Annotated in this window: 18 protein-coding genes; 9 read left to right on the top strand and 9 right to left on the bottom strand. The window is 66.7% G+C overall.

Annotation, left to right across the window (positions count from 1 at the left end):
* Positions 1-8 precede the first annotated feature (8 nt).
* The 4 genes from ABIC65_RS14100 to rarD are packed head-to-tail and all read left to right on the top strand — an operon-like array spanning position 9 to position 3614.
* On the top strand, positions 9-1013 hold the full coding sequence (locus ABIC65_RS14100; protein WP_354310018.1) for an alpha-ketoacid dehydrogenase subunit beta: 1005 nt from the start codon (positions 9-11) through the stop codon (positions 1011-1013).
* A gap of 5 nt (positions 1014-1018) precedes the next feature.
* Positions 1019-2371, top strand: coding sequence for a dihydrolipoamide acetyltransferase family protein (locus ABIC65_RS14095; protein ID WP_354309580.1), 1353 nt, complete (start codon positions 1019-1021; stop codon positions 2369-2371).
* A 2-nt stretch (positions 2372-2373) separates the two neighbouring features.
* Positions 2374-2673 carry a YciI-like protein gene (locus tag ABIC65_RS14090; protein WP_354309579.1) on the top strand — a complete coding sequence of 100 codons (300 nt, stop codon included), beginning with the start codon at positions 2374-2376 and terminating at the stop codon, positions 2671-2673.
* Positions 2674-2720: 47 nt separating this feature from the next.
* The gene (gene rarD, locus ABIC65_RS14085; protein WP_354309577.1) at positions 2721-3614 is read left to right on the top strand and encodes an EamA family transporter RarD; all 894 of its coding nucleotides are present in this window, start codon (positions 2721-2723) and stop codon (positions 3612-3614) included.
* 182 nt (positions 3615-3796) lie between these two features.
* On the opposite strand, the gene ABIC65_RS14080 is transcribed toward rarD, so the two are convergent.
* Positions 3797-5014: an argininosuccinate synthase gene (locus ABIC65_RS14080; RefSeq protein WP_354309576.1), complete on the bottom strand. Its 1218-nt coding sequence runs from the start codon at positions 5012-5014 to the stop codon at positions 3797-3799.
* 297 nt (positions 5015-5311) lie between these two features.
* Here ABIC65_RS14080 and ABIC65_RS14075 point away from each other — a divergent pair, with 297 nt between their 5' ends.
* Entirely contained in the window at positions 5312-8392 is a 3081-nt protein-coding gene (locus ABIC65_RS14075; RefSeq protein ID WP_354309574.1) for a TonB-dependent receptor, read from the top strand.
* A gap of 22 nt (positions 8393-8414) precedes the next feature.
* Here the strand turns inward: ABIC65_RS14075 and ABIC65_RS14070 are convergent, their stop codons facing one another.
* The 3 genes from ABIC65_RS14070 to ABIC65_RS14060 all read right to left on the bottom strand — a co-directional run bounded on the left by ABIC65_RS14070 (position 8415) and on the right by ABIC65_RS14060 (position 11181).
* A complete protein-coding gene (locus ABIC65_RS14070) occupies positions 8415-9647 on the bottom strand; it encodes a cyclopropane-fatty-acyl-phospholipid synthase family protein (RefSeq protein ID WP_354309572.1) in 1233 nt (410 codons plus the stop codon).
* Positions 9648-9742: 95 nt separating this feature from the next.
* Complete coding sequence (locus tag ABIC65_RS14065) at positions 9743-10474, bottom strand: molybdopterin-dependent oxidoreductase (RefSeq protein ID WP_354309571.1); 732 nt, start codon at positions 10472-10474, stop codon at positions 9743-9745.
* A complete protein-coding gene (locus ABIC65_RS14060) occupies positions 10471-11181 on the bottom strand; it encodes a cytochrome b/b6 domain-containing protein (RefSeq protein WP_354309569.1) in 711 nt (236 codons plus the stop codon). The genes ABIC65_RS14065 and ABIC65_RS14060 overlap by 4 nt, the downstream gene beginning before the upstream one ends.
* Positions 11182-11446: 265 nt before the next feature.
* Between ABIC65_RS14060 and ABIC65_RS14055 the strand changes: the two genes are divergently transcribed.
* Entirely contained in the window at positions 11447-12067 is a 621-nt protein-coding gene (locus tag ABIC65_RS14055) for a flavin reductase family protein (protein WP_354309567.1), read from the top strand.
* Here the strand turns inward: ABIC65_RS14055 and ABIC65_RS14050 are convergent.
* Positions 12045-12455 carry a lysozyme inhibitor LprI family protein gene (locus tag ABIC65_RS14050; RefSeq protein ID WP_354309565.1) on the bottom strand — a complete coding sequence of 137 codons (411 nt, stop codon included), beginning with the start codon at positions 12453-12455 and terminating at the stop codon, positions 12045-12047. The two genes, ABIC65_RS14055 and ABIC65_RS14050, sit on opposite strands and share 23 nt — an antisense overlap.
* A 32-nt stretch (positions 12456-12487) precedes the next feature.
* Complete coding sequence (gene rlmN / locus ABIC65_RS14045; RefSeq protein ID WP_354309563.1) at positions 12488-13672, bottom strand: 23S rRNA (adenine(2503)-C(2))-methyltransferase RlmN; 1185 nt, start codon at positions 13670-13672, stop codon at positions 12488-12490.
* Between the two features lie 212 nt (positions 13673-13884).
* On the opposite strand from rlmN, the gene ABIC65_RS14040 reads away from it, so the two are divergent.
* Together ABIC65_RS14040 and ABIC65_RS14035 are read left to right on the top strand one after the other, a co-directional pair.
* The gene (locus tag ABIC65_RS14040; RefSeq protein WP_121072545.1) at positions 13885-14346 is read left to right on the top strand and encodes a DUF4168 domain-containing protein; all 462 of its coding nucleotides are present in this window, start codon (positions 13885-13887) and stop codon (positions 14344-14346) included.
* Between the two features lie 135 nt (positions 14347-14481).
* Positions 14482-15567 (top strand): Ca2+-dependent phosphoinositide-specific phospholipase C, encoded by a 1086-nt coding sequence (locus ABIC65_RS14035; RefSeq protein ID WP_354309561.1) that lies wholly within the window; start codon positions 14482-14484, stop codon positions 15565-15567.
* Positions 15568-15730: 163 nt separating this feature from the next.
* On the opposite strand, the gene ABIC65_RS14030 is transcribed toward ABIC65_RS14035, so the two are convergent.
* Genes ABIC65_RS14030 through ABIC65_RS14020 form a run of 3 tightly spaced genes read right to left on the bottom strand, consistent with a single transcriptional unit; the run spans position 15731 to position 19025 of the window.
* Positions 15731-16999, bottom strand: coding sequence for a mechanosensitive ion channel family protein (locus tag ABIC65_RS14030; protein ID WP_354309560.1), 1269 nt, complete (start codon positions 16997-16999; stop codon positions 15731-15733).
* The gene (gene metC / locus ABIC65_RS14025) at positions 16996-18198 is read right to left on the bottom strand and encodes a cystathionine beta-lyase (RefSeq protein WP_354309558.1); all 1203 of its coding nucleotides are present in this window, start codon (positions 18196-18198) and stop codon (positions 16996-16998) included. Before metC ends, ABIC65_RS14030 begins: the two co-directional genes overlap by 4 nt.
* Positions 18195-19025, bottom strand: coding sequence for a sulfurtransferase (locus tag ABIC65_RS14020; protein WP_354309557.1), 831 nt, complete (start codon positions 19023-19025; stop codon positions 18195-18197). Before ABIC65_RS14020 ends, metC begins: the two co-directional genes overlap by 4 nt.
* Positions 19026-19079: 54 nt before the next feature.
* Here ABIC65_RS14020 and queF point away from each other — a divergent pair, with 54 nt between their 5' ends.
* On the top strand, positions 19080-19526 hold the full coding sequence (gene queF / locus ABIC65_RS14015; RefSeq protein ID WP_121072553.1) for a preQ(1) synthase: 447 nt from the start codon (positions 19080-19082) through the stop codon (positions 19524-19526).
* Positions 19527-19664 lie beyond the last annotated feature (138 nt).

Below are 19664 nucleotides of genomic sequence, written 5' to 3'. Positions count from 1 at the left end.
CCCCCCGGATGAACATGATCCAGGCGATCAACTCCGCCATGGACGTGATGATGGAGCGCGACGACCAGGTCGTCGTGATGGGCGAGGATGTCGGCTATTTCGGCGGCGTGTTCCGCGCGACCGCCGGGCTCCAGGCCAAGTACGGCAAGACCCGCGCCTTCGACACGCCGATCACCGAGATCGGCATCATCGGCGTGGCGATCGGCATGGGCGCCTATGGCCTGCGCCCCGTGCCCGAGATCCAGTTCGCCGATTACATCTACCCGGCACTCGACCAGCTCGTTTCCGAAGCCGCGCGGCTGCGCTACCGCTCCAACGGCGATTTCACCGCGCCGATCACGGTACGCTCGCCCTATGGCGGCGGCATCTTCGGCGGGCAGACGCACAGCCAGTCGCCCGAGGGCATCTTCACCCACGTCTCCGGCATCAAGACGGTGATCCCGTCGACGCCCTATGACGCCAAGGGCCTGCTGATCGCCGCGATCGAGGACAACGACCCCGTCCTCTTCCTCGAGCCCAAGCGCATCTATAACGGCCCGTTCGACGGCCATTATGACCGCCCGGCCAAGAACTGGACCGCGCATCCGGCGAGCGAGGTGCCCGAGGGGCACTACCGCGTCGAACTCGGCAAGGCCGCCACGGTCCGCGAGGGCGAGGCGGTCACCATCCTCTGCTACGGCACGATGGTGCACGTGGTCGCCGCGACGATCGAGGAGCTGGGCGTCGATGCCGAGATCATCGATCTGCGCACGCTGGTGCCGCTCGACATCGAAGCGATCGAGACCTCGGTCAAGAAGACCGGCCGCTGCATGATCGTCCATGAGGCGACGAGGACTTCCGGCTTCGGCGCCGAGCTTTCCGCGCTGGTGCAGGAACGCTGCTTCTACCATCTCGAAGCGCCGATTGCTCGCGTCACCGGCTTCGACACACCTTACCCCCACAGCCTCGAATGGGCCTATTTCCCGGGTCCCGTGCGGATCCGCGAGGCGCTCAACAACCTCCTCAAGGACTGACGCCCATGGCTCGTTTTACCTTTCGTCTGCCGGACATCGGCGAAGGCATTGCCGAGGCCGAGATCGTCGCCTGGCACGTGAAGATCGGCGACCGCGTCGAGGAGGACCAGCAGGTCGCCGACATGATGACCGACAAGGCCACGGTGGAGATGGAATCGCCCGTCTCCGGCGTGGTGGTCGAACTCGCCGGCGAAGTGGGCGATCAGGTGCCGATCGGTTCGGCGCTGATGGTGATCGAGGTCGAGGGCGAGGCGGAAGCCGAGGCGGAAACGCCCGTCGAGGAGCAGGTCGAAGCGGAGAATCCTGGCGTGGAGGAATCGATCCTCCCCGGCACGGGGAGGGGGACCGCCGGCGAAGCCGGTGGTGGAGGGGGGGCGTCGCTGGGCGACCCCGCCGAAACTGCGCCCGCATCCCCGGCTGAGCCCCCCCTCCACCATCAGCCTGCGGCTGATGGTCCCCCTCCCCGTTCCGGGGAGGATCATAAGATCCTCGCCTCCCCCGCCGTCCGCGCCCGCGCCGCCGACCTCGGCATCGACCTCGCGCAGGTGAAGCCCGCCGAGGGCGACCGCGTCCGCCACGCCGATCTCGACGCCCTCCTCCGCTATGGCAGCGCGCAGGGCTATCACGCGCCGCACGCCAGCCGTGCCCGCGAGGACCAGCCGGTGAAGGTGATCGGCATGCGCCGCCGCATCGCCGAGAACATGGCCGCGTCGAAGCGCGCCATCCCGCACTTCACCTATGTCGACGAGATCGATGTGACCGCGCTGGAGGCGATGCGCGCCGACCTCAACGACAATCGCGGCCAGCGCCCCAAGCTGACCCTGCTGCCGTTGCTGATCGTCGCCTTGTGCCGCACGCTACCCGACTTCCCGATGCTCAACGCCCGCTATGACGACGAGGCCGGCGTGGTTACCCGCCATGGCCGCGTCCATCTCGGCATGGCGACGCAGACCGATGCCGGCCTGATGGTGCCGGTGATCCGCGATGCGCAGGACAGGAATGTCTGGCAGCTGGCGAGCGAGATCACCCGCCTCGCCGAGGCTGCGCGCACCGGCAAGGCGACGTCGCAGGAGCTGAGCGGCTCCACCCTCACCGTCACTTCGCTTGGGCCCCTTGGCGGCATCGCGACGACGCCGGTGATCAACCGGCCGGAAGTCGCGATCATCGGCCCGAACAAGATCGTCGAGCGCCCGGTGTTCAAGTCGAATGGAATGGGGGGCGACGACATCGTCCGCGCCAAGCTGATGAACCTCTCGATCAGCTGCGACCACCGCGTCGTCGACGGCTGGGATGCGGCGAGCTTCGTCCAGGCGGTGAAGAAGCTGCTGGAGACGCCGGTCCTGCTGTTCGCCGACTGAGCATGGCGCATGTCCTGCTCCGCTACACCCTGGCGCCCGACTATCTCGCGCGCCGGGGAACGCTTCGGGAAGCGCATCTCGCGTTCGCCTGGGCCGCAGCGGAGGCGGGCACGCTGCTGCTGGGTGGCGCGGTGGGTGATCCTCCAGAAAGCGCGCTGCTGCTGTTCGACGATGCCGAGGCTGCGCGCGCCTTCGCAGAACAGGATCCTTATGTGACGGAGGGGGTCGTCACGCACTGGGAGGTGGTGCGCTGGACCACCGTGGTGGGGGCGGACGCGGCGATACCGATCCGCCCCGCCTGACTGCTCCGCTTGTTGCGTTGCACCGCAACACGGCGCAACAGGGCGACATGTCCAACGTTCAGGGCGCCGATCGCGCCGGTCTTTCCCTCGGCATTGCCGCCTACAGCCTGTGGGGCGTGCTGCCGCTCTATCTGCACCTGCTACAGGCAGTGCCCGCACTCCAGGTGCTGTCGCATCGCGTGCTATGGTCGCTGCTGCTGCTCGCCGTGATCGTCGTGGTGCTGCGCCGCGTGCGGAGCATCGCCGCCGCTGCCCGGGGACGGACCTTGCTCTTCCTCGTCGGCAGCGCGGCGCTGATCGCGATCAACTGGCTGGTTTATATCTGGTCGGTCCAGAACAACCATGTGCTCGACGCGAGCCTCGGCTATTTTATCAATCCGCTGGTCAATGTCGCGCTTGGGATGCTGGTACTCGGCGAGCGGCTGCGGCGCTGGCAGGGCGTGGCGATCGGGCTGGCCGCGATCGGGGTGCTGCTGCTGACGCTGCATGGCGGCGGCGCGCTGTGGATCCCGCTCGCGCTGGCGCTGAGCTTCGGGGCCTATGGTCTGCTGCGCAAGGTCGCGGCGATCGACGCGTTGGGCGGACTGACCGTGGAGACGTTGCTGCTCGGGCCGCCTGCGCTGGCGGTGTTGCTCTGGGCGAACCACACCGGCACGGCCGCGTTCGGCGGATCTACGCGGATCGACCTCCTGCTGGTCGCCGCCGGGATCGTCACCGCGACGCCGCTGCTGCTGTTCGCCGCGGCCGCCAAGCGGCTGCCCTATGCGACCATGGGGCTGCTCCAATATATCGCGCCGACGCTGCAATTCCTGGAAGCGGTGCTGATCTTCGGCGAGCCAGTGCTGCCCGTGCACCTCGCCACCTTCGCGCTGATCTGGTCGGGCTGCGCGCTCTATGCCTGGGATAGCCTGCGGGCGTACCGGGCGGCGGTGAAAGCCTAAGCGTCTCCTCCCTCGGGCGCAGCCCGGGGGAGGGGGAAAGCCGCCGCAGGCGGTGGTGGAGGAGGCATCCCCCGCACCGACAAAAAAGGACGCCGCATCGTGCGGCGCCCCCTCCACCACGCCGCTTGCGCGGCGCGGTCCCCCTCCCCCGGCTGCGCCGGGAGAGGAAACACTATTTCCTTTTATCCCTCGCGGCGGCCAAGCAGGCGCAGGCGCAGCGCATTGAGCTTGATGAAGCCCGCCGCATCGCGCTGGTCATAGGCGCCCTGGTCGTCCTCGAAGGTCACGACCTTCTCGCTGTAGAGCGTGTAGGGCGACTTGCGGCCGGTGACGATCACGCTGCCCTTGTACAGCTTCAGCCGAACGGTGCCGGTGACCTTCTCCTGGCTGTAATCGACCGCCGCCTGCAGCATCTCGCGCTCGGGCGAGAACCAGAAGCCGTTGTAGATCAGCTCGGCATAGCGCGGGGCCAGCTCGTCCTTGAGGTGCGCGGCACCGCGATCGAGCGTGATCTGCTCGATGCCGCGATGCGCGAGGTGATAGATGGTGCCGCCCGGCGTCTCGTACATGCCGCGCGACTTCATGCCCACGAAGCGGTTCTCGACCAGATCGAGCCGGCCGATGCCGTGCTTGCGGCCGAGCTCGTTGAGCGCGGTGAGCAGCGTCGCCGGCGACATCGCCTGACCATTCAGCGCCACGCCGTCGCCGCGCTCGAAATCGATCGTGATCGTCTCGGGCACGTCCGGCGCGTCCTCGGGGTTCACCGTGCGCGAGTAGACATAGTCGGGCACTTCCTCCCACGGATCCTCGAGCACCTTACCCTCCGACGAGGTGTGGAGGAGGTTCGCGTCGGTGGAGAAGGGCGACTCACCGCGCTTGTCCTTGGTCACCGGGATCTGGTGCGATTCCGCGAATTCGATCAGCTTGGTGCGGCTGGTCAGGTCCCACTCGCGCCACGGCGCGATCACCTTGATGTCCGGGTTCAGCGCGTAATAGCCGAGCTCGAAGCGGACCTGGTCGTTGCCCTTGCCGGTGGCGCCGTGGCTCACCGCGTCGGCGCCGACCATCTTGGCGATCTCGATCTGGCGCTTGGCGATCAGCGGCCGCGCGATCGAGGTGCCGAGCAGGTACAGTCCCTCGTAGAGCGCGTTGGCGCGCATCATCGGGAACACATAGTCCTTCACGAATTCCTCGCGCACGTCTTCGATGAAGATGTGCTCGGGCTTCACGCCGGCCATCTCCGCCTTCTTGCGCGCGGGCTCCAGCTCCTCGCCCTGGCCGAGATCGGCGGTGAAGGTGACGACCTCGCAGTTATAGGTCTGCTGCAGCCATTTCAGGATCACGCTCGTGTCCAGGCCGCCCGAATAGGCGAGGACGACGCGATTGATCTTATCCGACATGGGGCAGGGACTCCGAAATGGGGAAACGCGCGCCCTGTACGGCCCGCGCGGCCGGGGTGCAACTCCGGCGGCGATTTGGCCATGCACGTCGCGAACGGCGCAGACAACCCGCCGCCGGATCGGAACGAAAAGTTAACGATTCACGCGTTGCACTGCAGCAATACACTCCAAATCCCTTGATTAATAACGGAAGTTTCCGTTTGACAAGACACAGCAATCTTATGTTGTATACGATATCCGTATAACATTCGAACGCGGATCGTGCCCGAGGGTCGGGCCAACAAGGGGTAGTCCATCATGAACAACGCTCGCCTGCGGCTCTGCCGCGGCCTCCTTCGTGCGTCCGTCGCAGGTGCGACGCTGGTGATCCTTCCACTCGTGCCGACATTGGCCCATGCGCAGGGCTATTCTACCGTCCGCGCCACCGGTCGCGTGGTCGATCCGGACGGCAAGCCGATCGTCGGGGCGACGGTTTCGGCCAAGTCCGAGGACCAGGGCTTCACCCGCACCGCGACCACCGACAAGGAAGGCAATTTCAGCCTGCCCGAGATGCAGACGGGCGCGTACAGCTTCACCATCACCGCGGCAGGTTATCCGGGATACGAGGAATCGGGCATCCGGATCTCGGCCAACAACACCGGCAACATCTTCGCGCTCGCGCCCGAAGGCAGCAGCAACGAGATCGTGGTGAAGAGCTCGCGCGTCGCCACCGCCGATTTCGACCGCACCACCACCGGCCTCGTCCTCGACCTGGCCGATGTGAGCCAGCGCCTGCCGCTCGCGCGCAGCCTGCAGGCGGCCATCCAGCTGGCGCCGGGCGCGAGCGCGGGTTCGAGCGCCTTTTCTGGCCAGACCTCGTTCAACGGCGGAGCCGTCTCGGAAAACGCGTTCTTCATCAACGGGCTGAACATCACCGATTTCCGCAAGGGGCTGTCACCGGTCGAAGTTCCCTACGACTTCTACAAGACGCTGGAGACCAAGACGGGCGGCTATTCCGCCGAGTTCGGTCGCTCGACCGGCGGCTTCATCAACGCCACCACCAAGTCCGGCAGCAACGAATTCCACGGCATGCTGCTGTACAACTGGAACCCCAATGCGCTGCGCTCGAAGACGCGCGACACCATCTATACCGACAACGTCAACGGCGAGGCCGATTCCAAGTCGCTCACCGCCACGCTCTCCGGGCCGATCTGGAAGGATCATCTGTTCTTCTTCGGCCTCTACCAGGCGCGCGACAACAACAGCATCGGCGCCGGCACCGAATATGACCTGAAGACCAAGACCAAGCAGGGCACCTCCCGCTCCTTCTATCATACCGGCTCGCCCTTCTACGGCGCCAAGATCGACGGCTATATCAACGACCAGAACCACCTCGAATTCACCTATTTCAATACCAAGTCCGACAGCACCACCCAGACCTATGGCAGCACCTCGACGGTGCGGTTCGACCGGGATCGCGGGATTGACGGTCCCTTCGCGGGGGCCTCGTTCGGCAAGGCCGGCGGCAGCAACTATGTCGCCCGCTACACCAGCATCCTGACCAAGTGGCTGACCGTCTCGGCCGCCTATGGCCGCGGCGAGAACAACAGCAGCTATCGCAGCGTCAACGCCGATTCGAAGATCGTGCCGGGCGTGACCGACGCGCGCACCGATCCGAGCAAGGCGCTGACCATCGCCGGCGGCGGCGTGGGCATCAACAACGACGTCCGCAAATTCTACCGCGCCGACGTCGATGTGACGGTCCACCTGTTCGGCGACCACCACTTCAAGTTCGGCTATGACCGCGAGGATCTCGCCTCCGAAAACCGCGCGGTCGGCGCCGGCCTGGGCTATAGCTATACCATCTACCGCGCCAAGCAGGGCGACCAGTTCGGCCTGCCGATCGGCACCGACTATGTGCGCCAGACCTATTATTCGAACATCGGCAGCTTCACCTCGCAAAACGAGGCCTTCTACGTCCAGGATGCCTGGTCGCTGATCGACGGGCGGCTGAACTTCAACCTCGGCCTGCGCGGCGACCGGTTCACCAACAACAATTCGGCGGGCGCGCGCTTCTATGAATCGGGCACGCAGTTCGGGCCGCGGCTCGGCTTCACCCTCGATCCGTTCGGCGCGCGAACCGACAAGGTCTATGGCAGCTTCTCGCGCATGTACCTGCCGGTCGCATCGAACACCAACATCCGCCTGACCGGCGGCGAGACCTACTACACCCGCACCAACCTGCTCGCCGGCATCGGCGCGGACGGCATTCCGCAGCTCGGCGCACCGGTCTCCTATGCCGGTGCGGCGGCCTGCCCGGACGACAAGGTGGTCAATTGCGACGTGACCGGATCGGGCCAGCCGGTCGCGGTCGGCGCTGCGGTGTCGCAGTCGCTCAAGCCGCAGTCGGAGGACGAGTTCATCCTCGGCTATGAGAAGCGGATCGGCCGCTGGCGCTTCAACGTCTACGGCATGTACACCAAGCTCAACGAAGTGCTGGAAGACGCCGCGATCGACCGCGCGGTGAACAACTACTGCACCCAGAACGGCATCACCGGCTGCGACAAGACCTGGACCGGCTTCACCCAATATGTGCTGCTCAATCCCGGTCGCCCGATCACCGTCCAGCTCGCCGCGCCGATCAACGGCGAGTCCAAGGTGCGCACCGTCACCTTCTCGGCGAAGGACCTCGGCTATCCCGAGGCGAAGCGCACCTACAAGGCGATCGCCTTCGAGGTCGGCCATGAGTTCGACGGCCGCTTCGAGCTCAACGGCTCCTACGTCCTGTCCTGGACCAAGGGTAATTACGAGGGCGGGGTGAAGACCGACAACGGCCAGAGCGACACCGGCCTGACGACGGACTTCGACCAGCCGGGCCTCACCAACGGCACCTATGGCTATTCGCCCAACGATCGCCGCCACGTGTTCAAGCTGTGGGGCTCCTATGCGCCGTTCAAGCATCTGACGATCGGCTTCAGCGCCTCGGCCACCTCGCCGCGCCACTATGGCTGTATCGGCCAGGTGCCGGCGTCGGTCGATCCCTATGCCCGTGCCTATGGCGCGGCGGGGCTCTATTGCCGCGTGCTGGCGAACGGGCAGATCGCCACCGATCCGAACACGCCGGCCGCCGATGCGCCGGTGAAGCTGATCCCGCGGGGATCGGTGTTCACCAGCGACTGGGTGTTCGGCAACGACTTCTCGCTCGGCTGGGAAACCGAGATCGGCAAGTCGAAGGTCCAGCTGAACCTCACCGTCTTCAACCTGCTCAACCTGCACGCGAAGACCGACTTCAACGAGTACGGCACCGACGGCAACGGCGTCGCGAGCCCCTATTACCGGCAGGTGACCGGCTACCAGACGGCCCGTTCGGCCCGTCTGCAGGCCCGTTTCTCCTTCTGATGCGCGCCGCCGGCAGCCAGGATCACTGGCTGCCGGCGGTCAGCTTCGCTTCGGCTTCGGCCATATAGTCGCGGGTCAGCGGCAGCGCGGTGCGCGAGCGCGAGAATTGCAGCTGGTAGTTGACCAGCCCGCCGTTCATGAAGCTCACATAGGACCCCGCCAGATAATAGGTCCACATGCGGAAGAAGCGTTCGTCATAGAGCGCTACGATCGCGTCGTGCGCGGCGACGGTACGGTCGTACCAGGCCTTGAGCGTGTGGCCGTAATGCATGCGCAGTACTTCCACGTCGGTGAGGAAGTAGCGCAGCCCTTCATAGCCCTGTGCGATCTCCGACAGTGCGGGGATGTAGCCGCCGGGGAAGATGTACTTCAGCGTGAACGCGTCGGTATAGCCCGGCCCGCCCGCACGCCCGATCGTGTGGAGCAGCATCACGCCTTCCGGCGTCATCAGCTCGCGGCACTTGGTGAAGAAGGTGCGGTATTGCGGCGTGCCGACATGCTCGAACATGCCCACCGAGACGATGCGGTCGAACTGCCCCTGCAGCGCGCGGTAATCGATCAGCTCGAACTTCACCTTGTCGGCCACGCCGGCGGCTTCGGCGCGCTCCTGGGCAATCTTCAGCTGCTCTTCGGACAGGGTGATGCCCAGCACCTCGGCGCCTGTCTTGGCGTGGATGTAAAGCGCCATACCGCCCCAGCCGCAGCCGATGTCGAGCACGCGCATGCCCGGCTGAATCGCCAGCTTGGCGACGATGTGCGCCTTCTTGTCGGCCTGGGCCTGCTCCAGGCTGTTGCCCGGATCGGTGTAATAGGCGCAGCTATATTGCCGATCGGCGTCGAGAAAGAGATCGTAGAGCCGCGCCGAAAGGTCGTAATGGTGCGCGACGTTCTGCTTCGACTTACGCGCCATGTTGTAGCGGCCGAGCAGGTGCGCGACCTTGCCGGCGGCGAGGCTGAGCTTCGACGGGCTGAGCGCCGCGTCACTCTTTTCCCAGGCGTTGTTGGCCGTCACCAGGTTGAGCAGATCGAGGATGTGGCCGTGCTCGAGGTTCAGGCTGCCGTCCATATAGGTTTCGGCGGCGCCCAGCGCGGGATCGCGGACGATGCGGCCCTCGGCGCCCTTGGACAGCCGCATGGTGACGGGCTTGAGGGCGGGATCGGGGCTGCCGAACGTGCGGGTGCTGCCATCGGGTCGGATCAGGGTGAGCTCGCCACGCTTCACGGCGCGGTCGAGGAAGCGGTCAATCAGGGCCATGTCGCTCCACTAGGCAGAGATTGTGTCGGGAATACGCGTATTACGTTTCGGCGCCGGCCACACAACCTATCTGCCAGTAGGTTTCGCGCTGTCATTCAGATCCCAGCATACCATTGGTAGCCGCTCATATCCTCCCAGGTGCCGCCCTTGCCCTTGCCGATCCCGGCGAGCGAGGCGACCGCCTCGATCCCCACCAGATATTTGGCCTGCTTGTAGCCGAGCTGCCGCTCCACCCGCAGCCGCAGCGGCGCGCCGTGGCCGATATCGAGCCGCCGGTCGTTGAGCGCCCAGGCGAGGATGGTCTGGGGGTGGAAGGCGTCGATCAGGTCGATCGATTCATAATAGCCGCCATCGCCGTAGCGGTCGGCGCAGTGGAAGACGATATAGCGCGCCTGCGAAGCGAGCCCCGCCGCATTGAGGATCGTGGCGAGTTGCGGCCCCTGCCATTTGCCGATCGCGCTCCAGCCCTCGACGCAATCGTGGCGGGTGATCTGCGCGCGCTGCGGCATGTGCTGGAGCTGGGAGAGCGTGAGCTGCATCGGGCGGGCGACCATGCCCCCCACCTTCAGGCGCCAGTCGGCGAAGCCGGTGCCCGCCCAGATATTGTACTCGGGCGTGTTCGGATGGTGGGTACCGTTCACCCGGAAGATCGGGCTGCGCTGCTCGGGCCGGAACTCGGTGGCGAGCGATCCGCGGCCGATCGAGCGCTGGAGGAAGCGGTGCGCTTCCTCGGCGCTCGCCAGCACCGGGCTGTCGGTGAACTGGTCGCAGCCTGTGAGCAGCCCGGCGGCACCACCGACCAGCAGGTTGCGGCGGGTGAGGATCATGGCTGCTTCTCCGCGGGCACGCGCCACCAGCCGGTGATCATCGAGCGCAGTTCGTTGATCGGGCCGGCGAGCAGCACCAGGGTGAGATGGACGAGCAGGAAGACGAGGATCGCCCCCATCGCGAGGAAATGCACCGAGCGCGCCGACTGCCGCCCGCCGAAGACTTCGGTCAGCCAGGGCCAGGCCGCGTCCATGCCGGGCGAGAGCGCGAGGCCGGAGAGGATCACCGCCGGCAGCAACACGAACAGCGTGCCGACATAAGCCAGCTTCTGGAAGATGTTGTAGGCACGCGGATTCTCCGGATCATGGAAGCGCAGGGCGAGATGGTCCTTGAAGTCCTTCCACAGGTGCCCCGGCCCCAGCTCGCGCGCGCGGATGCGCAGGTCGCGCAGGATATGGCCGTTCGCCAGGCTCCAGAGCAGGTAGACCAGCAACCCGAAGGCCAGCACCAGCGCGAAGAAGAAGTGCCAGTGCCGCGCACCGGCGAGGCTGTAATAGGACGGGATCGTCACCCAGCCGGGGAAGCGCGGCAGCTCCAGCCAGGCATGGTCGAAATTCGCGCCGTACTGTCCCCAATAGAGCCGGGGATGCGCGTTGAAGATCATCAGCCCGCTGCCGACCATGATCAGCAGCGCGATCGCGTTGATCCAGTGCCACAGCCGGGTCACCAGCCGATGGCGATAGATCAGGCGGGGTGCTTCGGCCATCTGCTCGTGTCTCCTTCACCGACTTCAGATCCTCCCTGGAAGGGAAGGTGGCCTGCCATAGGCAGGTCGGAGGGGTGTCCCCGCTGAAAGGATACCCGCCCGTGCGACCGGGACACCCCTCCACCGCCCTCCGGGCGGTCCCCCTCCCCTTCCAGGGGAGGATCGCAAGGGTGCAACGGCGGGCGCTTCCGGCACCCTCGACGATAGGATATTCGCGGCCCGAGCGGAATCGGTTTCACCGCCGCCATAAAAATCCGGAGCGTGCATGCCCACCGACTTCCATTTCTACGAACCAGCCTCGGGCCATGGCCTACCCCACGACCCGCTCAACGCCATCGTCGGGCCCCGCCCGATCGGCTGGGTCAGCACCATGTCGGCCAGCGGCGTGCGCAATCTCGCGCCGTACAGCTTCTTCAACCTGTTCAACTATCGCCCACCGATCCTCGGCTTCGCCTCCACCGCATGGAAGGACAGCGTCGCCAACATCGCCGAGACCAAGGAGTTCGTCTGGAACCTCGCGACGCGCCCGCTCGCCGAGGTCATGAACGCGACCTCGGCACCGGTTGACCCCGAGGTCGACGAGTTCACGCATGCTGGCATCGAGGCACTCCCCTCGCGCACCGTGCGGCCGGATCGCGTCGCGGGCAGCCCCGCGCAGTTCGAATGCCGGCTGACCCAGCTGATCCGCCTGGAGAACAAGGAAGGCGCCGCGGTCGACACCTGGCTGGTGCTGGGCGAGGCGACCGGCATCCATATCGATCGCGCGATGCTGGAGGACGGCGTCTACCAGACCGCCCGTGCCCGCCCGATCCTGCGCGGCGGCGGCCCGGCCGATTATTTCGAGATCGGCGAGGAATCGCTGTTCAGGATGTTTCGCCCGCGCTGACGCCCGGCTCGGGCAGGATCGGCGGGGTCGAATCCGGATAGGTCAGCCAAGTCTTCCAAAGCTGGTGGACGCGCGCCTCGGTCAGCTCGATCCGGCAGGTGAGCAGCGCGGCATTGCGGATCGTGCCGCCCTGCCAATGCGCATAGACCGCGTCGCACTCGCCCTTGCGCCAGGCGATCCAGCGGCCCTGCGCCTCGTCGAACGCCTTGACCACCGTCACGCCGTCGGTCGCGGCGCGCTTGCGGGCGGCGACCAGATAGGTGTTCATCTGCACTTCGGCGGCGTTGCTGGCACGCGCGAGGCACAGGTTCATGTCCACCGTAGTCTTCGCATCAGCGCAGCGATCGGCGGGGGCGGCAAGCGCGAGGGCGAGCAGGAGCAGCGGCATGGCTGCATCCTACAGGCAGAAGCGTGCAGGGCTCAACCGAGCGCTGCGAACTTCTCTTCGGCCTCGCGGTCGAGCTGCGCCCGGCTCTTCTTCTCCGACGCGGTCTTCAGCTGGCCGCACGCCGCGTCGATGTCGCGCCCGCGCGGGGTGCGCACCGGCGCCGAGATGCCGCCCTCGAACACGATGTTCGAGAAGGAGCGGATCCGCTCGGGCGTCGAGCATTCATAGGGCGCGCCGGGCCAGGGGTTGAACGGGATCAGGTTCACCTTGGCGGGCAGCTTGTACTTGCGGAGCAGGCGGACCAGCTCGTGCGCATCGGCGTCGCTGTCGTTCTTGTCCTTGAGCATCACATATTCGAACGTGATGCGGCGGGCATTGTTGGCGCCCGGATAATCGGCACAGGCCTGGAGCAGCTCCTCGATCCCGTACTTCTTGTTGAGCGGCACGATCTCGTCGCGCACCTCCTTGGTGACCGCGTGGAGCGACACCGCCAGATTCACGCCGATCTCCTCGCCCGCGCGCGCCATGATCGGCACCACGCCCGAGGTCGACAGGGTGATGCGGCGCTTGGACAGCGCGAGGCCGTCGCCGTCCATCACGATCTGCAGGCCGGCCTTCACTTCGTCAAAATTGTACAGCGGCTCGCCCATGCCCATCATCACGATGTTGGTGAGCAGGCGGCCTTCCGGCTGGCTCGGCCATTCGCCGAGCGAATCGCGCGCGAGCATCACCTGGCCGACGATCTCGCCGGCGGTGAGGTTGCGCACCAGCCGCATCGTGCCGGTGTGGCAGAAGCGGCAGTTGAGCGTGCAGCCCACCTGGCTGGAAACGCAGAGCGTGCCCCGATCGGCGTCGGGGATGAACACCATCTCGTAATCCTGCCCGTCGGGCGAGCGGAGCAGCCACTTGCGGGTGCCGTCGTTCGAGACCTGCGCCTCGACCACGTCGGGGCGGCCGATCACGAAGCGCTCGGCCAGCCACGGGTGCTGCGCCTTGGCGATGTCGGTCATCGCCGAAAACTCGGTGGCGCCACGATTGTAGATCCAGTGCCACAGCTGCTTGGCGCGCAGCTTGGCCTGCTTGGGCTCGAGTCCGGCGGCGGCCAGCGCTTCGCGGATACCGTCGCGGGAGAGACCGATCAGGTCGGTACGCCCGTCTTCGCGCGCGGCGGGGGCACGCGGCACGGGCACGGGATCGATGTGCCCGGGGATGGGCATGGGGGCGGCCGACACTGTCTGCATCCGCGGCATATAGGCGAAAATCCCCGGCTTTTCCAGCGGTGTGATTCCGAGGGGCGCCGTCCCCGGACGGGTCATGCCGTCCCGCCATGGCCACAGCCTATCGTGAATCGGGTGTGAAGCGGAAAACCCAATCCCCACTGTTACGTTACGCCGATGCAAAACAGTTTCATTGTTGCGAGGAGTTGAGAATGAAGACGATCTTTTCGAGCCTGGCAATTGCCGGCACGCTGATGGCGTCGACCGCCTTCGCCCAGACCACGACCCCGGCCCAGACGACCCCGGCCGACGCCGCTCCGGCACAGACCACGCCGGCGACGCCCGACCAGGGCACCACGGGCGCAGGTACCGCGGCGACGGCGACCGCCGGTTCGGCGACCTTCACCGACACCGAGGTGCAGCAGTACGCCAAGGCGGCGCTCGCGGTGAACAAGATCAACGCGGACACCAGCATCCCGACCGCGGAAAAGAATCCCAAGTTCGTTGCCGCCATCACGTCGTCGGGCCTGCAGCCGCAGCGCTTCAACGAGATCAGCCAGGCGATGGCCTCGGATACCGCGCTCAACCAGCGCATCCAGGCGGCCGCCGCCCAGGCGCAGACCAGCGGCCAGTCGGCCCAGGCCACCGCACCGGCCAGCCCGACCGGCAACTAAACCGATAGCTCCCTAAGCCGGCGGCGGTCCCCAGCGGACCGCCGCCGTTTTTGTGTGCGCGACTGTCATGGATCCGGAACGAAAGCCCGCCAAAGGCACCGCCTTGGGTTCGCTTCGCAAAGGGACAGGACGGGAATGCGCAAAGGGATGATGGTCGCCGCGGCGGCGCTGCTGATGGCAATGGCACCGGGCGGGACGACGCCGGACGCCGACAAGGGCCTCGATTCGCTGCGGCTGGATCAGGTGCGGGTGCTCGGCTCGCACAACAGCTACCGCCCCTATCCGCTGCCCGAGGTGGAAGCGCGCATCCGCAAGCTGCTCCCGAGCAACTGGGAGGGCCTGGCCTATGGCCACCCGCCGCTCGAAAGCCAGCTCGCGCTCGGCCTGCGCCAGCTCGAAATCGACGTGGCGCCCGATCCGCAGGGCGGTGCCTATGCCGCGCCCTATGCGAACGGCACCGAGGAAATAAAGGCCGAGATGGCCGCGCCGGGCGCCAAGACGATCCACATCCCCGGCATCGACTGGCAGACGCATTGCCGCGTCTTCCGCGCCTGCATGGCGCTGTTCCGCCGCTGGTCGGATACGCATCCGGGGCACCTACCGGTGATGATCCTGGTCAACGCCAGCGACGTGCGGCCGATCCCGGGCGTACGCACCACCGATATCGGCTTCGACGCCCCCACGCTCGACGCGCTCGATGCCGACATTGTCGCGACGATCGGCCGCGAGCGGGTGATTACGCCGGACGACGTGCGCGGCTCCCTCCCCACGCTGCGCGACGCGGTGACCGCGCATCGCTGGCCCACCGTCGGCGCCTCGCGCGGCAAGTTCCTGTTCGTGCTCGACACCTCGGACGCCAACGAGGAGCAGTACCGGACCGGCCATGCCAGCCTGAAGGGCCGGATGATGTTCGGCTGGTACCCCGAAGACGCGCCCGAAGCGTCGTTCTTCAACACCCAGAGCCCGACCGCGGACACCGCCACGATCACCCGCCGGGTCAAGGCCGGCTTCATGGTCCGCACCCGCGCCGATGCCGAGACGATCGAGGCGCGCAATCATGACCGCCGCCGGCTCGACGCCGCGATCGCTGCGGGCGCGCAGCTGATCAGCACCGATTTCTACGAGGGCGCACCCGATCCGCGGGGGCTGAACTGGACGGTGTCGCTGGGGAAGAGCAGCGTGATCTGCAACAGCGTGACGGCGCGCTGCCCGGCGCGGTGACGGGGTAAAGAACAATCCCCCTCACCCTTCCCACCGCCTTCGGCGGCGGGCCCCTTCCCTCTCCCACAAGGGGAGAGGGAGTTTCGGCGTCCTGGTCCCTCTCCCCTTGTGGGAGAGGGAGGGAGCCGCGCAGCGGCGGAAGGGTGAGGGGGACTTGGCTGGCTTACTCCACCCCCCGCACCCGAACATCCCGCCGCGGCGCCGGCACGGTAATCCCGTGCTCGCCGAACAGCTTCCACAGCCGGTTGAGCACGTCGCTGCGCACGTTGCCGACGCCGCTCTCGGGATCGCTGATCCACACCAGGATCTCGTGCGCCGCGCCGTTCTCGCCGAGCGCGGTCAGCCACACATTGGGCTGCGGCGTGTCGAGCACGCGGGGGCTTTCGGTCGCCGCGCGCAGCATCAGATCCTGCGCGAGCTCCAGATCGCAGCCATAGGCGACGGTCACCGTGATCCGCACGCGCACGTTGCGATCGGTGTAGGACCAGTTCTCGACTTCCTGGGTCATCAGATTCTCGTTCGGAATCAGATGCTCCTTGCCGTCGCGCGTGATCACCGAGACCGCGCGCACACCGATCTTGTTCACCCAGCCGAAACTGTCCCCCACCACGATCACGTCGCCCGGCTTGATCGAGCGGTCCATCAGCAGGATGATCCCCGCGATCAGGTTGCCGACCGTCTTCTGCATGCCGAAGCCGATCGCCAGGCCGAACGCCCCCGAAAACACTGCGAAGGTGGTGAGGTCGATCCCCAGCAGATCGATGCCGACGAAGAAGGCGGCGGTGACGATGGCGATGCTCGCCAGCTTCTGGCCGAGCAATTGCTGGGTGGGATCGAGCCCCTTGGCCCGGCCGATCCACTGGGCGAGCAGCCGGTTGGCGATCCGCACCAACGCATAGATGATCGTGACGGTGACGAGGAAGGTGAGCAGCGACAGCAGCGACAGCCGCCGCGTGCCGATGTCGAAACCCACGCGCGCCAGCAGCGCCTCGATCACCCCCAGCCCGCCCATCGTCTTGCTGAGCAGCGAGGTGAAGGCGATCGCCCCCATCGGCCAGGTGGCGAGCCGCGGCAGGCCCAGCCCGCGCAGCACCTCCACCACCGCCAGCGCCATCGCCAGCCCCAATGCGATTCCGAGCAGCAGCGTCGCCGGCGGGTGCCAGCCATAGCCGCTCGCCACCGGCGAGAGCAGCAACGCGACGGTCAGGTAGCGGGTGATCCGGCAAAGCCGCGCCTGGATTCCGTTGACATGCTCGCCGGCGATGCGGTGCCACAGCCCTGCAACCTGCGCGCCGATACGCCGGCCGACGAGCACGCCGATCGTCAGCGCAAGTCCAGCCAGGCCCAGCGCCACCGCCAACTCGCCCAGTTCGGCCGGCGAGGGAAACCGCATCCCCATGCCGGCGAACCGGTCGAGCAATTCGCGGATCATCCGCGTGCGGCGGCGAAGCGCGCGAGCCCTGCCTCGAGATCGGCGATCAGGTCGTCGGTGTCTTCCAGCCCGACATAGAGCCGGATCATCGGCCCCTCTGCCTCCCAGCGCGACGCGGTGCGGATCCGCTGCGGATCGGCGGGGATGGCAAGGCTTTCATAGCCGCCCCAGCTGAAGCCGATGCCGAAATGCCGGAGCCCGTCGATCAACGCGGTGCGCGCAGCATCGCCGCCGCCGTTTAGCACGAAGGAGAACAGGCCGGCGCTCCCTCGGAAATCGCGCAGGAACACCTCGTGCCCCGGGCAGTCGGGCAGCGCCGGGTGGAGCACCCGCGCCACTTCGGGCCGGGTCTTCAGCCACTGCGCGATCCTGAGCCCGCTCGCGCCCGACTGGCGCAGCCGCACCTCCATCGTCCGCAGCCCGCGCGACCCCAGATAGGCGTCGTCGGGACTTGCGCAGAGACCGAGCTGGTAGGTGGTCGCGCGCAGCTTCTCATAGTGGCCCGGCGCGGCGGTAACGGAGCCCAGCATCACGTCCGAATGGCCGACGACATATTTGGAGCAGGACAGGATCGTATAGTCGATGCCCTTCTCGATCGCCGGGAAATAGAGCGGCCCGGCCCAGGTGTTGTCGAGCAGCGTGACGATCCCGCGCGCCTTGGCGACCGCAACGATCGCGGGCACGTCCTGCACCTCGAAGGTGAGGCTGCCGGGGCTCTCCATCAGGATCGCCTTGGTCCGCTCGCTGCACAGCGCTGCGATGCCCGCGCCGATCAGCGGGTCGTAATAGGTGGCGGTGATGCCCAGCCGCTTGAGCATCCCGTTGCCGAAGGCACGCGTCGGTTCGTAGCTGCTGTCGGGCAACAATACCTCGTCGCCGGGCGAGAGCACCGCGAGCAGTGCGGTGGTGATCGCCGCTACGCCCGACGGGTAGAGCAAGGTCGCCTGCGCACCCGGTTCCAGCTCGGTCAGCGCGTCGGCCAGCGACCACTGGGTCGGCGTGCCGCGGCGGCCGTAATAGAGCTTGTGGTGCGTGTCGGCGCTGCCCCGCTCGCGCATCTCGGCGATATTGTCGTAGAGGATCGTCGAGGCGCGCCACACCGGCGGGTTGACGATGCCCTGCGTCCATTCGGGCCGGCGGCCGGCATGGACGATCTTGGTCGCCTCCCCGTCCGCGTGCTTGTCGTCGTGTCCGCTCATGCGCCGACCACCTTGGCGGTATCGGGCTGCGCGCCCCATTCGGTCCAGCTGCCGTCGTACAGCGCGATCTCGTGGCCGAGCAGATGCGCGGCGAAGACGATCACCGATGCGGTGATGCCCGAGCCGCAGGTGGCGACCAGCGGCCGGGTCAGGTCGAGCCCGGCGGCATCGAATTCCGCCCGGATGCCCTCCGCCGACTTCCAGTGCCCGTCGCTTTCGAAGAATCGGCCATAGGGGATGTTCTTGGCCCCCGGCATATGCCCGGCGGCGCATTCGGGGCGCGGATCGGGCTCCTCGCCGGTGAAGCGGGCCGCCGAACGCGCGTCGACGATCTGCGCGGTGGTGGTGCGCATGTCGTCGAGCGTCCGCAGCTGCGCCACCGGCTCGCCGGCGGTGAAGCTGGTGGTGGCGGCCAGATGCGGTCCGGCCTGCACCGGCCGCCCCTCGGCGCGCCAATGGCCCATGTTCCCGTCGAGGATCGCCGCGCGGACGCCGAACATCCGCAGCACCCACCAGGCGCGGCAGGCGGTGTGGTGCGGGCTGTTGTCGTAGAGGACGATACGAGTGGTGCCCATCACCCCCAGCTGCGCCATCCGTTCCTCGAACACGCTCCGCTTGGGCAGCATCGAGGGCAGCGGGTTCTCGGCATCGACCAGCGTGTCGAGATCGAGCAGCCGCGCGCCCGGAATGTGCCCCGCCTCGAACTCCGCGCGCGGATCCTGCCTGGCCGCGCCGGGGATGGTGGAGGTGTAGGTTGCGTCGAGGACCAGCAGGTCGGGGGCGCCGAGCAGGCCGGCCAGTGCTTCGGTGGTGATCAATCCGTCCATGCGGGTAGGTCCTAGCCCTATGGAAACCGCACGGCAAACGCCTACATGGCGGCCATGGACGCCAAGCATCTCGGTAAGCAATCCGCCCTGCCCGCCAGCCCGGAAGAAGCGGAACTCGACTATGTTCCCAATCCGCGTGCGGGCACGCGCTATCTGGTGCGCTTCGCCGCGCCCGAATTCACCTCGCTCTGCCCGATCACCGGCGCGCCGGATTTCGCGCATCTGGTGATCGATTACGTGCCGGGCGAGAAGATCGTCGAATCCAAGTCGCTCAAGCTGTTCCTCGGCAGCTTTCGCAACCACGGCGCCTTCCATGAGGATTGCACCGTCGGCATCGGCGAGCGGTTGTTCCGCGAGATGCAGCCGCTCTGGCTGCGAATCGGTGGCTATTGGTACCCGCGCGGTGGTATTCCGATCGACGTGTTCTGGCAGTCGGGCAAGCCGCCCGAAGACGTCTGGATCCCCGATCAGGGGGTTCCCGGATATCGCGGCCGCGGCTGAACGGCAGATTTACAGCACGCTTCGTCAGGTATAGAGTTGTGCGTTGCAGCGAAAGTGCAACTTATTCGAAAAACGGGAGTTTAACAGGACATAAGGCCCAGATTTGGGCCGAGTCCATCATGCAGTAGCGAAAGGTCC

This window comes from Sphingomonas trueperi, assembly GCF_040545665.1.
GTDB classification, from domain to species: domain Bacteria; phylum Pseudomonadota; class Alphaproteobacteria; order Sphingomonadales; family Sphingomonadaceae; genus Sphingomonas; species Sphingomonas trueperi_B.
This window is presented reverse-complemented; position numbering and strand designations above follow the sequence as displayed.

What these genes read in the sequence shown, in the direction of transcription:
- ABIC65_RS14100 (WP_354310018.1), top strand. Translation starts at nt 9, where the DNA reads ATGAACATGATCCAGGCGATCAACTCCGCCATGGACGTGATGATGGAG.
- ABIC65_RS14095 (WP_354309580.1), top strand. Translation starts at nt 1,019, where the DNA reads ATGGCTCGTTTTACCTTTCGTCTGCCGGACATCGGCGAAGGCATTGCC.
- ABIC65_RS14090 (WP_354309579.1), top strand. Translation starts at nt 2,374, where the DNA reads ATGGCGCATGTCCTGCTCCGCTACACCCTGGCGCCCGACTATCTCGCG.
- rarD (WP_354309577.1), top strand. Translation starts at nt 2,721, where the DNA reads ATGTCCAACGTTCAGGGCGCCGATCGCGCCGGTCTTTCCCTCGGCATT.
- ABIC65_RS14080 (WP_354309576.1), bottom strand. Translation starts at nt 5,014, where the DNA reads ATGTCGGATAAGATCAATCGCGTCGTCCTCGCCTATTCGGGCGGCCTG.
- ABIC65_RS14075 (WP_354309574.1), top strand. Translation starts at nt 5,312, where the DNA reads ATGAACAACGCTCGCCTGCGGCTCTGCCGCGGCCTCCTTCGTGCGTCC.
- ABIC65_RS14070 (WP_354309572.1), bottom strand. Translation starts at nt 9,647, where the DNA reads ATGGCCCTGATTGACCGCTTCCTCGACCGCGCCGTGAAGCGTGGCGAG.
- ABIC65_RS14065 (WP_354309571.1), bottom strand. Translation starts at nt 10,474, where the DNA reads ATGATCCTCACCCGCCGCAACCTGCTGGTCGGTGGTGCCGCCGGGCTG.
- ABIC65_RS14060 (WP_354309569.1), bottom strand. Translation starts at nt 11,181, where the DNA reads ATGGCCGAAGCACCCCGCCTGATCTATCGCCATCGGCTGGTGACCCGG.
- ABIC65_RS14055 (WP_354309567.1), top strand. Translation starts at nt 11,447, where the DNA reads ATGCCCACCGACTTCCATTTCTACGAACCAGCCTCGGGCCATGGCCTA.
- ABIC65_RS14050 (WP_354309565.1), bottom strand. Translation starts at nt 12,455, where the DNA reads ATGCCGCTGCTCCTGCTCGCCCTCGCGCTTGCCGCCCCCGCCGATCGC.
- rlmN (WP_354309563.1), bottom strand. Translation starts at nt 13,672, where the DNA reads ATGCCCATCCCCGGGCACATCGATCCCGTGCCCGTGCCGCGTGCCCCC.
- ABIC65_RS14040 (WP_121072545.1), top strand. Translation starts at nt 13,885, where the DNA reads ATGAAGACGATCTTTTCGAGCCTGGCAATTGCCGGCACGCTGATGGCG.
- ABIC65_RS14035 (WP_354309561.1), top strand. Translation starts at nt 14,482, where the DNA reads ATGCGCAAAGGGATGATGGTCGCCGCGGCGGCGCTGCTGATGGCAATG.
- ABIC65_RS14030 (WP_354309560.1), bottom strand. Translation starts at nt 16,999, where the DNA reads ATGATCCGCGAATTGCTCGACCGGTTCGCCGGCATGGGGATGCGGTTT.
- metC (WP_354309558.1), bottom strand. Translation starts at nt 18,198, where the DNA reads ATGAGCGGACACGACGACAAGCACGCGGACGGGGAGGCGACCAAGATC.
- ABIC65_RS14020 (WP_354309557.1), bottom strand. Translation starts at nt 19,025, where the DNA reads ATGGACGGATTGATCACCACCGAAGCACTGGCCGGCCTGCTCGGCGCC.
- queF (WP_121072553.1), top strand. Translation starts at nt 19,080, where the DNA reads ATGGACGCCAAGCATCTCGGTAAGCAATCCGCCCTGCCCGCCAGCCCG.